Source organism: Micromonospora sp. CPCC 206061 (assembly GCF_036906915.1).
Classification (GTDB): Bacteria; Actinomycetota; Actinomycetes; order Mycobacteriales; family Micromonosporaceae; genus Phytohabitans.
This window is the reverse complement of sequence record NZ_JBAKHX010000092.1, coordinates 17,454-28,055: the sequence shown is the minus strand read 5'-3', so window position 1 is coordinate 28,055 and position 10,602 is coordinate 17,454. Positions and strand designations below refer to the sequence as shown.

Sequence of the window (10,602 nt, the reverse complement as noted above, 5' to 3'; positions counted from 1 at the left end):
CACCGACCCACCCTCCACGGTCGATGACCGCCCAAACCAACCCACAGATCAGTCAGAAGAGCCCCTTTTTCGCCGTCGCGGCGGTGACGGCCAGGAACGCGTGGGCACACATCGCCAAGGTTATGTGCCGGTACCAGGCGCCGTAGCGGCGTACCTGGTACTCGTCCAGCCCGACCTGGCCTTTGGCGGTCTGGAAACACTCCTCTACCGCCCATCGGGTTCCCGCCACTGCGATCAACGTTTCGTCGGTGGTGTCGGCTGGCCGGTAGCACAGGTAGTAGGCCAGTTCGCTCGGGTCGCTGACCGAGCGGCGGATCAGCAGCCATCGGGTGAAGCCGTGCTCCTCAGTTCCGGTGTCGGGCAAGGTGGCCACCGCCCAGTCGTAGATGCGCGGGCCTTTGGCGCCCTCGCCGCAGCTGCGGCGCTTCCATGCCAGGGCCGGGGCGGCCGCGGCCAGGGCGTCGGCGCGGGCGCTGCCGCCGTTGGTGGGGACCTGCTGCCGGCAGGGCACGGCCAGCACATAGCCGATGTGCCGCTGCTGCAGGAAGACGCGGAACTTGCCGTCCTGCCCGTACGCCTCGTCCGCGGTGACCCACGATGCTGGCACGCCGGTGTCGATGGCTCGCTGCAGCATGCGTAGGCCGAGCGCTGGTTTGGTGGCGAACCGGACCGCTGGGTCGATGCCGGCCTCGGCTCGGCGGGCCTGGTCCGCGCACCATTTTTGCGGCAGATACAGTTCGCGGTCGATGAGCGTGCGGCCGTGGACACTGGCGTAGGACAAGAACACACCGAGCTGGCAGTTTTCGGTGCGGCCGGCGGTTCCGGAGTACTGGCGCTGCACTCCGGCGGACTTGACGCCCTTTTTCAGGAATCCGGTCTCGTCCACGATCAGCACCCCGCCCGGGTCGCCGAGGTGCTCGATTACGTAGCCGCGCAGGTCGTCGCGCACCTTGTCGGCGTCCCAGACAGCGTCGTTGAGCAGCCGCTGCATCCCATCAGGCGTGGCCTCGCCGGCAGTTTCGGCGATGGTCCAACTGTTCTTGCCGGCGACCGGTGACAGCAGTGCGAGCAGGTATCGGCGGGCGCGGCGGCGGGGTTCTACCCGCCCGAACCGGGGTGCGATACGAGCCATCAGGTCGTCCAAGCCTTCGGACCAGCCGACAAGATCTTCTACGGTCACGAGCCGCAGAGTCTACATAGGACACGTTCGCTCTGGAGCGCGGGCCATCGCCGGACCTGATCACCCGAGCGCGTACCATCGCGGGCGTCAATCGATGGTCACGATGGCGACGGCGGCATCAATACCTGGCCCGGATCAGCCACTACCAGCGCAGACTCCGCCAAGCCGAAGTGCGGCTGGAGTATTAACGGACCTGGAAGAGCCGTGTCGAGACGACACGGTCCACGGTTCGGGCGGTCAGGTCGACCTCGAACACGTCGGGAGGGCGAAGGTCGGCCCAGAAGCTGGTTGGGTCGGCAAGGTCGGTAGCGGTGGCCAGCCATAGTGTCATGGCCATGCCGTGGGTGGCGACGACGAGCGGCTGAGTGACCGCGTGAGTCCGCCAGTGCTTGATGCCGGCGTCGAATCGTGCGACGACGTGCTCGCGTGGTTCCCACCCCGGGTGCTCGGTGCCGGTGAGGTAGGCGCGTCTGCGTGCTCGGTAGTCGCCGTGATAGGGCTCGTCACGGGCGACTTCGTTGAAGCGGATGTCGGTGAACACGTGCCCGGTCGGCTCCAAGGTCTGGCGTGCCTTGGGCTCCTGGCTGGAGACGAGTACGGCGTTCGCCGGGATGACCTGTTTGAGCGATTCAGCGCCCTCCTGCCCTACGGCATCGAGTTCCCATTGTTCGGGTGGAACTTCCGGATCGAGAACGGGCATGGCGTGCCTGATGAGGAACAGCATCCGCCGAACGTTAGCCGAAGGGGCGGAACGGGCGACGTCTCGATGCCTGCGTGACTGGAAAACGGTCGCGGCGACGTACCCGCGCAGGTTCGATGCGCCCGAGTCATTCAGGCAGGTCCGGCAAGGCGCGGCTGGCGATGGGATTGAACGTGGGCAGGCCGAGGTGGGTGATGTTGGCCCGTTGTTGCAGCCTGTTGTCGATCTGGGCCAGCTTGTCGTTGGCGCCAGCGAGGCTGATGTGGAGTCCTTCGACTTCGCCGAGCCAGCCTTCGCGTTCGGCTTCGGCGATGTGGGCGACGAGGTGTGGGGAACGCGGTGCCGTCGCCGACTTCGAGCAGGATGCGGGCTGCGGTCCTGACGCCGATGCCGGGCATCGAGGTCAGGACCTGGGCAATAGGGTGGTCATCGAGCATCCTTTCGACCTGGTCGGCGACTTGGTCGCGTTGGCGCAGCAGGTCGCGCAGGTTGTCGGCCAGCCGGGGCAGGACCGTCTCGGCGGCGGTGGTGCCGGGCACCACGACGCTCTGCTCGCCCAGCGTGGCCAGGATCTGCTCGACCAGGCGTGCGCCCATGCGCGGCGCCCGCGCCTTGGCAATTTCGGTGAGTTTGGCTCGGCCGGCCTTGCGCAGCCCTGCCGGGCCACCGCAGCGCGAGAGCAGCTCCAGTACCGCTGGGTGCTGGACTTTCGGGCCCAGGACGCGTTCCAGGGCGGGGTGGATTTGGGTGAGCAGGCCGCGGATGCGGTTGGAGGTGCGGGTGACCTCGCCGGCGAGGTCGTCGTCGTAGCCGACCAGGACCTCCAACTCGGCCAAGGCCTCCTCGCCGGTGTCGACGCGGCGCAGGGTGTGCGGCAGGCCGCGGGCGGCGTCAGCGATGACGTAGGCGTCGCGGGCGTCGGTCTTGGCGGCACCGGGATGCAGGTCAGCTATCCGGCGCATGGCCAGGCCGGGAAGGTACGCGACCTGGTGTCCGCAGGCCGTCCTTGCCCACGTCCAGGCCCAGGAAGACGCCGAACCCGCCGTGCACGCCTCGCCTCCTCACCTCACCGCTGCCTCGGCCGCTGGTATAGGCGTCGGACTGCCGGCAGCCACGTTACGAAGAGACCTACCCCAGAAGGGGTGGCCGGGTCCCTATCAGCGGTCCACCGACGCCACCCGGCCCGGCGACAACACCCCCCGGATCATCCGTACGACAGGGGCAGTAAGTCATACCGGGCCGGGCGACCGAGGAGTCCCCAGCTGGGGACGATCAAAAAGGTAACGGGGGGCAACGATGACGGTGTAGTTCGACGATCCATTCGGGTCGACGTGCTCGAACTGCACGACGGCGGACGCGTGCGCGCGGCGCGGCAGGCGTTCGTATCTACCTCCGCACTTCAAGCCGTACCCCGACACCGTGTCAGGGTCGTCATCGGTGGGCAGGATGTGCATCACTGCCCACCGAACCCGTTTGATGATCTCGGTCGGGCGGTGCAGGAAGTCGTCGAGGCCACTGCGGACCACACTGCGCCGTCTCCTGAGCCCAGCCGGCTTTTCACGCCACGTTGGTGTTCTGCATTGCGGCGATCCACCAGGTTCCGTCCTTCTTGACCGCCACGATGGTGCCGTGGTTGCTGAAGGTTCCCTGCGGGGTCGACGTGTCCTGTCTGACGTGGACGACGGCGATGTCGGGCCGCAGGGGCGACACGGCGGTCACGGCGACTCGGGTCGTCCAGTCCTTGACGGGTCCCGTCAACCGTGCGGTGTGGTAGGCAAACAGGTCATCCCAACCCCGCAGCATGGTGCCGTCGGGTACGACCAGGGCGGCGTCGTCGGTGAACCGACCGTCGAGCACGGCCGGATCCTTGTGGTTGAAGCCGATCTCGATCTGCGCGACCAGCTGTTCCAGCTCGCGCACGTCGTGCTCGTCGGCTGGGACCTGGTAGACGGCGGGCCGTTGGTTCATCTCTGCACCACTTTCTCGCGTTGGGATGTCATGCCTTGGCAAGCGCGGCAAGGAGGTCCTCCTCGGATTGCGCGCCGGTCATCGCTGGACGGTCGGCGAACTGCAACACCGGCACGCCGCGAACGCCTGAGCGCCGCACTCGTTCGAGCTCCGCACGGGTCTCGTCGCCGCCACCGTCGCTCCAGTGGACGCCGACCTCGGCGGCGAGTCGCCTGAGCGTGCCCACGTCGGCGATGTTGAGTTCGTCGGTGTGGTGGGCGCGGAACAGCCGCTCGACCATCTCCTCGCCCAGCCCTTGCCGGCTGGCCAAGGCGATGAGGCGGTGTGCCTCGAAGGTGTTGGAGAAGATCGCCTTGTGATGCCGGAACAGCAATCCCTCCTCCGCCGCCAGGGCGGTGATCTCGGCCACGGTCTCCTCGACGTCTCCGCCGAAGGCACGGCGAATCACGTCTGTCTTGAGTTCTCCCGCCACCGTTGCGTTCGGATCCAACTGGAAGGGACGGAACACGACCTCGGCCCGCCCGCCTTCGGCGCGGAAACGCGCCAGTGCCCGCCGGAGCCGGGCGAAGGCGAAGTACGACCACACGCAGGGCACATCGAAGGTGAACTGGAGTCTGATGTTGATGTTGTCGCTCATGTGGTCAACGCTACGAACGGCCTACCGGGCGGGGCCTCTGTCAAGTGACTGGGCCTGAGCGACCCGGTGACCGGCCACCGAACCCCGTCCGGGAAACCCAGTCGATCGACAGAGGAGGCGACCCGCCACCATCCCTAGCGTTGTGCTCATCACAATCGTCCCAAATGAGGAGAGCCAAGATGCTGAACGTGGCGGTTATTGTCGGCAGTACCAGGGAAGGCCGATTCGGTCCGGTCGTGGCCGACTGGTTCGTTGCTCAGGCGAAGGCGCATGACGGTGCTCGGATCGACGTGGTCGATTTGGCCGAGATCAACCTGCCGATGGTGCTGCCGGCGAGCGTGCCTCCCGCGCCCCAGACGTCCGATCTGGCGCGACGGTTGCAAACGGCCGACGCGTTCGTGTTCGTGACGCCGGAGTACAACCGGAGCTTTCCCGCCCCAGTCAAGAACGTCATCGACTGGCACTATTCGGAGTGGCAGGCCAAGCCCGTGGGCTTCGTCTCCTACGGTTCGATGTCCGGTGGCCAGCACGCGATCCAGGCGCTGCGTGGCGTATTCGCTGAACTGCACGCGGTTACGATCAGGGACACGATCAGCTTTACCAATCCGTGGAACCAGTTCGACGACGACGGCCGGCACCTGGACCCGGCGGGTCCCGGGCGGGCCGCCGAGAGGCTGATGAACCAGTTGCTGTGGTGGGGGCGCGCGCTGAAGAGCGCCAGGGCCGAGCACCCGTACGGGGGCTGAGCGATGCGGGCGATCCGGCAGTACCGGTTCGGCGGCGCGCGGGAGCTGCTGTACGAGCAGGACGTCGCCGAGCCCCGGCCGGGTCCGGGACAGGTGCGTGTCAAGGTGAGCGCCGCCGGGGTTTCCCGGCTCGACCTTGCCGTCCGCGCTGGGGCCTACCGGTGGTTGCCCGAGCTGCCGATGACTCCGGGCCGGGAGGTGGCGGGCGTGGTCGAGGGCCTCGGTGCGGGGGTGCCGGCCCGCTGGCTGGGTCGGCGGGTCGTTACCTGCCTGGGGTTGGCCAGCGGCGGCTACGCCGACCTGGCGGTGCGTGAGGTCGCCGCCGTACATGAGATTCCCGACAACCTGACGGAGGAGGCCGCCGTGGCGGCCATCGTCACGGGACGGGCCGCGCTGGGCGTCATGGACGTGGCCCGCCTGACCCCGGAGGACGTGGTGTTGGTGCTCGGGGCGGCGGGTGGTGTCGGGGGCATCCTGGTCCAGACGGCAGCGCGTCTGGGCGCGACAGTTGTCGGTGCGGTGGGCGACGTCGCCAAGACCGCCGTCGCCCGCAGGCTGGGTGCCGTCCTTACCGTGAACTACGGCCAGCCCGACTGGACCGAACGCGTCGGTGCGGAACTGGACGGCGGACACGTCACCGTGGTGCTCGACGGGATCGGCGGCGACCTCGGCCGGCAGGCCGTGGACCTGCTCGGTTACGGCGGCAGTGTGGTCGTCTTCGGCTGGCTGAGCGGGCAGCCCGCCGAGGTGTCGACGCGCGAGCTGTACGAGCGCGCCCTGAGCTGGCGTGCCGTGCCCGGATCGGGTCTGGCGAAGCGGCCGGGCGGCGTACGAATGCTGGAGGAGCGTGCCCTGACCGCGGTGCGCGACGGTCAGATGACTCCGCTCGTCCGGCGCGTTCCGCTGGCCGATGCCGCGACCGCGCACGCCGAGCTCGAATCCCGGGCTACCGCGGGCAAGGCGGTGCTGATCCCATGATCCGACCGAAGGGTACGCTCCGGACATGCTCTACGGACGCTCTGCCGAGATAGCCGCTATCGACCGGCTGTTGCAGGGCGCACGCGGCGGCGCGAGCGGTGCGCTTCTGCTCCGGGGCGAGGCGGGGATCGGCAAGACCGCCCTGCTCGACCACGCGGTTGAGGCCGCCGCCGACCTGCGGGTCATCCGCGGAGCCGGGATCGAGACGGAGCGCCAACTGCCGTTCGCGGGCCTGCACCTGCTGCTCAAAAGCACGGTCGAGCGGATCGACGGCCTGCCGGACGGGCAGGCGCGGGCACTGCGGGCCGCGCTGGGCTTGGCCGCTCCGGCGGAAGGAGACCGCTTCCTGGTGGGTATGGGCGTGCTAACGCTGCTCGCCGACTTGGCAGACGAGCGGCCGGTGCTGTGCATTGTCGACGATGCACACTGGCTCGATCACGCTTCGGTCGACGCGCTGCTGTTCGCCGCCCGGCGGTTGGAGGCGGAAGGCGTGGTCATGCTGTTCGCCGCCCGTGAGGTGCACGCCCCGGCGTTTCCCGCGCCCGGTGTGCCAGAGCTGACGCTGACCGGCCTGCCGCCGGATGCCTCGGCGCTTCTGCTCGCCGAGCAGGCGGCCGACCTGCCCGCGCAGGTCCGGGGCCAGATTCTCCACGAGGCCGAGGGCAACCCGCTGGCCCTGCTGGAACTGCCCGCGGCCCAGCGGGAGGGTCAACTTGCCGCGGAGCCGTACGGCGTTCGCGCGAGCTCCATGGTCAGCCGCATCCAGCAGACCTTCGCCGATCGCATCGCCAGGTTGCCGGAGGCGACGCAGACGCTGCTGCTGGTGGCCGCCGCTGACGACGGTGACCCGGCGAGCGTGTTCGCGGCGGCGAAGCTGCTCGGCGCGGACGTGGCCGATCTGGAGCCCGCCGAGAGGCAACGGCTGCTGGGCATGTCGGGCGACCGTCTGGTGTTCCGGCACCCTTTGATCCGAGCCGCCGCCTACCGTGGCGCCACGGTGAGCAGCCGCCTGGCCACGCACCGGGCCCTCGCCGACGTGCTGGACGGCGACCGGCGGGCCTGGCACCTGGCCGCGGCGACCACCGGACCGGACGAGTGCGTGGCCGCCGAACTCGAACGCAGCGCGGAAAGCGCGCGACGCCGCGGTGGACACGCCGCAGTCGCCACTGCCTACGAACGCGCCGCCAAGCTCAGCGCCGACCAACACAAGCGCGGGCGTCGCCTGGCCGCCGCGGCGCGGGCCGCCTCCGACGCGGGACAACACGAACGGGCGGCCGGCCTCGCCCACGACGCCACCGACCTGGTCACCGACCCGCTGACCACAGCCGAGATGGCCAGGATCAGCGCCGGCCTGGCCGACGAGCGCAGCAGCGCGACCTCCGCACATCAGCTCCTGGCCGAGGCGGCCGACGCCATCGCCGAGCGGGCGCCCGAACTCGCCACCGGCCTGCTCTTCACGGCCATCGAGACGGCCTGGACTGCCGGAGATTTCCCGGCGGTGCGGACGGTGGCCGACCAGGCCCGACGGCTGCGACTACCGGGTGCGGCCCGCATCGAGGCGGTAGCGATCCACATCGGCGCGCTCACCGCACCGCAGGGCAGCGCGGTAGACGCGGCGCGGGCCATCCGCGTGCTGCTCGACCGCGACCTGAGTGGCGAACCGACCGGCCTCCGGACGAACGCCAAGATCGCTTGGTGGGAACTCCTGCTCGGCGACTACGCCGCCGCGCACCGCCGAGCCATCGCGCTGGAGCGCGAGACCCGGACCCAAGGCGCGATCGGCGTACTGCCACGCGCGCTGATGCTGCTCGCCCGCACCCAGGTGTGGCTCGGCGCGCACCAAGACGCAAGGATCAGCGCCACCGAGGGTGCCCGCATCGCCGAGGACATCGGCCAGAGCCGCGAACTGGTCTTCCACCGGGCGCTGCTCGCCCACCTTTGCGCGATCGAGGGCAACGAAGCGGAGTGCGGGCGGCTCGCGACCGACATGGCGGCCCACGGCGCCGCGCCCAGCCACTCGCGGGCCACGACCATCACGGCCCTGCTCGACCTCGGCATGGGCAGGCACGAAGCCGCGCTGGAGAAACTCCTGCCGGTGGTCGAGGGCACCAACAGGTTGGTTACCGTGCACAGCCTGCCCGACCTCGTTGAAGCGGCGGTCCGGGCGGGCCAGCCCGAACTGGGGCGGCGAGCCGCCCGCCAGTACGCCGATTGGGCCCATCACATCGCACACCCGTGGGCACGGGCGATCGCCGCCCGCTGCGAGGCATTGCTCGACGGCGACGAGGAAGCCTGGACGCGCGCCGTTCACCTGCACCACCATGACGTCGACCCACCGTTCGAGCGAGCCCGCACACAGCTCCTACACGGGGAGTGGCTCCGTAGACAGCACCGGCGGACCGAGGCCCGCACCATGCTGAGATCCGCCTTGCAGACATTCGAACGGCTCGGCGCCGAGCCCTGGGCCGCACGCTCGGGCGCCGAGCTGCGCGCCACGGGCGAGAGCCGGCCCTCCCGCACCGAGGACGCCAACGCGTTGGCCCGCCTCACGGCTCAGGAACTGCAGGTGGTCCTCCTCGCCGCCAAGGGCAACAGCAACCGGGACATCGGCACGCAGCTGTTCCTCAGCCCTCGCACCGTCGGCTACCACCTCTACAACGCCTATCCCAAACTCGGCGTCTCCTCACGCGGCGAGCTGGCGGCCGTCGTGGCGGGCGCGGCGGCTCTGCGACGTTAGCTCAGGTAATCGAACAGGTAGGTGCCGTGCAGCCCGGCGGCCGCGACGCCGCGCGTCCGGCCGCCACGCGCACGCGTACACCGGTGAATCGACCCGAACGGCGCACAGGCACCGGCGTTTGACCTGGCGGCGCAGCACGGCGATCTGGTGGCGCAGTACGAGGATCTCCACGTCTTTGGCGCGGTGCCCCGTATTCCCTGGGCCAACAGTTGCAGGATTTGGCCCAGCATGACGTCCGTCCGCCGGTGGGACGAGCGCGGCGGCGAGGATCGTGCCGGGGGCGACGTCCTCCGGGCCGGCGAGGCGAACCGTCTGGCCGGCGGCGGTCCGGAGCTCCACGAGGTAGCCCGACGGGGCGATCACGGCCCGGAGGCCGCCGCCCCGTCGGTCGGTGGCGTCGGCGGGCGTGATCCGTTCGCGGGCCAGCGTCGCCGCGGCGCGCAGCTGCCCGTCCGTCCGCTCGATCAGGTACGACCGCAACGCGACGACGCTGACCAACCCGGCCACGAGAAGAGCCAGCGCGGTGAGGCCGAGGATCGCCAACGCCAACCCGCGCCGTAGCGGCAACCAGCTCACGCGCCGGCCCGCAGGACGTACCCGAATCCCCGGGCAGTGTCGATCACCGGCGGGCCGAGCGGCGCGAGCTTGCGGTGCAGGTACCCAATGTAGGTGTCGACCACGTTCGACCCGCCGTCGAAGTCGTAGTTCCATACCGCGTCGAGGATCTGCGCCCGGGACAGCACCCGTCCGGGGTTGTGCATGAGGTAGCGCAAGAGCTTGAACTCCGTCGGGGACAGGGCTACCAGGGTTCCGGCGCGACGTACCTGGCAGGCGTCCTCGTCGAGTTCGATGTCGGCGAAGCGCAGGAGGCCGACGGGCCCGGCGTCGGTCGCGGCGTCGGGCACTGGCCGCAGGCGGCGCAGCACCGCGCGGACCCTGGCCACGAGCTCGTCGACCGAGAACGGCTTGGTGACGTAGTCGTCGCCGCCGATCGTCAGGCCCATGATCTTGTCGCGGGAGGACTCACGCGCGGTCAGAAAGACGATGCCGGCCGCCAGCCCGCTGGCACGGAGCTGGCGGCAAACATCGAGGCCGTCGCCGTCGGGCAGGCGGACGTCGAGCACCACCAGATCGGGCCGCACCTCGGCGGCCACCTCGACGGCCTCGGCAGCGGTGGCCGCGGTGCTCACCGCGAAACCGTGGAAGCGCAGCACCGTCGTCAGCATGTCGAGGATGTTCGGCTGGTCGTCCACCACCACGTACCTAGCCGGCGAGCATCGACCATCGGGACGTGGTCGCCCTTCGCGGCCACGATCGCGGGGATCGTGGCGTTGTACGCGTTGATCCGCACCTGGGGCCGCTGCGTTGCGCCGCGCTCACAACCCGGCTAACCCAACTGCATGAGGATGGTCGCACAGGCGAGCGGTTTCAGGAGCAGTGGAGAGCCAGTAATGAATCCGACGATGCGGCCTACCGCAATGCTAGGCAGGGCTGCACCCCCCTCGCCCGAGCACGAGGCGGGTCTGGCCGCTCTAGCAATCACGCAGCTCGTGGTCGCGGCTAAGCCAGGGGACGTCCGGGCGGGAGGCCCGTCGCTGCGGTTCACCGCAGCCTATCTACGGCCGCCTCCCGCTGTCGTTGGCTGGGCAGCGTCGG

10 protein-coding genes and 1 pseudogene are annotated in these 10,602 nt (G+C 69.7%); 3 read left to right on the top strand and 8 right to left on the bottom strand.

Annotated features, from left to right (window positions below; all coding sequences use genetic code 11):
- Window positions 1–52 precede the first annotated feature (52 nt).
- The 6 genes and pseudogenes from V6V89_RS35810 to V6V89_RS35785 all read right to left on the bottom strand — a co-directional run bounded on the left by V6V89_RS35810 (window position 53) and on the right by V6V89_RS35785 (window position 4,485).
- Window positions 53–1,132: an IS701 family transposase gene (locus tag V6V89_RS35810; protein WP_334624081.1), complete on the bottom strand. Its 1,080-nt coding sequence runs from the start codon at window positions 1,130–1,132 to the stop codon at window positions 53–55.
- A 232-nt stretch (window positions 1,133–1,364) separates the two neighbouring features.
- Window positions 1,365–1,904 (bottom strand): histidine phosphatase family protein, encoded by a 540-nt coding sequence (locus V6V89_RS35805; protein WP_334624080.1) that lies wholly within the window; start codon window positions 1,902–1,904, stop codon window positions 1,365–1,367.
- Window positions 1,905–2,212: 308 nt separating this feature from the next.
- Window positions 2,213–2,875: pseudogene (locus V6V89_RS35800) on the bottom strand (IS110 family transposase); the annotation flags it as partial.
- Window positions 2,876–3,109: 234 nt separating this feature from the next.
- Window positions 3,110–3,406: a hypothetical protein gene (locus V6V89_RS35795; RefSeq protein ID WP_334624079.1), complete on the bottom strand. Its 297-nt coding sequence runs from the start codon at window positions 3,404–3,406 to the stop codon at window positions 3,110–3,112.
- Between the two features lie 31 nt (window positions 3,407–3,437).
- A complete protein-coding gene (locus V6V89_RS35790) occupies window positions 3,438–3,848 on the bottom strand; it encodes an SgcJ/EcaC family oxidoreductase (RefSeq protein WP_334624078.1) in 411 nt (136 codons plus the stop codon).
- A 28-nt stretch (window positions 3,849–3,876) separates the two neighbouring features.
- Window positions 3,877–4,485, bottom strand: a complete 609-nt coding sequence (locus V6V89_RS35785) for a DsbA family protein (protein ID WP_334624077.1) — start codon at window positions 4,483–4,485, stop codon at window positions 3,877–3,879.
- Window positions 4,486–4,664: 179 nt separating this feature from the next.
- Between V6V89_RS35785 and V6V89_RS35780 the strand changes: the two genes are divergently transcribed.
- From V6V89_RS35780 to V6V89_RS35770, 3 genes are read left to right on the top strand one after another with little or no spacing between them, the layout of a single operon-like run.
- A complete protein-coding gene (locus V6V89_RS35780) occupies window positions 4,665–5,231 on the top strand; it encodes an NADPH-dependent FMN reductase (protein WP_334624076.1) in 567 nt (188 codons plus the stop codon).
- Window positions 5,232–5,234: 3 nt separating this feature from the next.
- Window positions 5,235–6,209 carry a zinc-binding dehydrogenase gene (locus tag V6V89_RS35775; protein WP_334624075.1) on the top strand — a complete coding sequence of 325 codons (975 nt, stop codon included), beginning with the start codon at window positions 5,235–5,237 and terminating at the stop codon, window positions 6,207–6,209.
- A gap of 25 nt (window positions 6,210–6,234) precedes the next feature.
- Entirely contained in the window at window positions 6,235–8,946 is a 2,712-nt protein-coding gene (locus V6V89_RS35770; RefSeq protein ID WP_334624074.1) for a helix-turn-helix transcriptional regulator, read from the top strand.
- Here the strand turns inward: V6V89_RS35770 and V6V89_RS35765 are convergent.
- The gene (locus V6V89_RS35765; RefSeq protein ID WP_334624073.1) at window positions 8,893–9,522 is read right to left on the bottom strand and encodes a hypothetical protein; all 630 of its coding nucleotides are present in this window, start codon (window positions 9,520–9,522) and stop codon (window positions 8,893–8,895) included. The genes V6V89_RS35770 and V6V89_RS35765 overlap by 54 nt on opposite strands.
- Complete coding sequence (locus V6V89_RS35760; protein ID WP_334624072.1) at window positions 9,519–10,205, bottom strand: response regulator transcription factor; 687 nt, start codon at window positions 10,203–10,205, stop codon at window positions 9,519–9,521. Before V6V89_RS35760 ends, V6V89_RS35765 begins: the two co-directional genes overlap by 4 nt.
- Between the last annotated feature and the right edge of the window lie 397 nt (window positions 10,206–10,602).

Bases quoted from the DNA above. Each gene is read 5' to 3' on its own strand.
- V6V89_RS35810 (WP_334624081.1), bottom strand. From the start codon at position 1,132: ATGGCTCGTATCGCACCCCGGTTCGGGCGGGTAGAACCCCGCCGCCGC.
- V6V89_RS35805 (WP_334624080.1), bottom strand. From the start codon at position 1,904: ATGCTGTTCCTCATCAGGCACGCCATGCCCGTTCTCGATCCGGAAGTT.
- V6V89_RS35790 (WP_334624078.1), bottom strand. From the start codon at position 3,848: ATGAACCAACGGCCCGCCGTCTACCAGGTCCCAGCCGACGAGCACGAC.
- V6V89_RS35785 (WP_334624077.1), bottom strand. From the start codon at position 4,485: ATGAGCGACAACATCAACATCAGACTCCAGTTCACCTTCGATGTGCCC.
- V6V89_RS35780 (WP_334624076.1), top strand. From the start codon at position 4,665: ATGCTGAACGTGGCGGTTATTGTCGGCAGTACCAGGGAAGGCCGATTC.
- V6V89_RS35775 (WP_334624075.1), top strand. From the start codon at position 5,235: ATGCGGGCGATCCGGCAGTACCGGTTCGGCGGCGCGCGGGAGCTGCTG.
- V6V89_RS35770 (WP_334624074.1), top strand. From the start codon at position 6,235: ATGCTCTACGGACGCTCTGCCGAGATAGCCGCTATCGACCGGCTGTTG.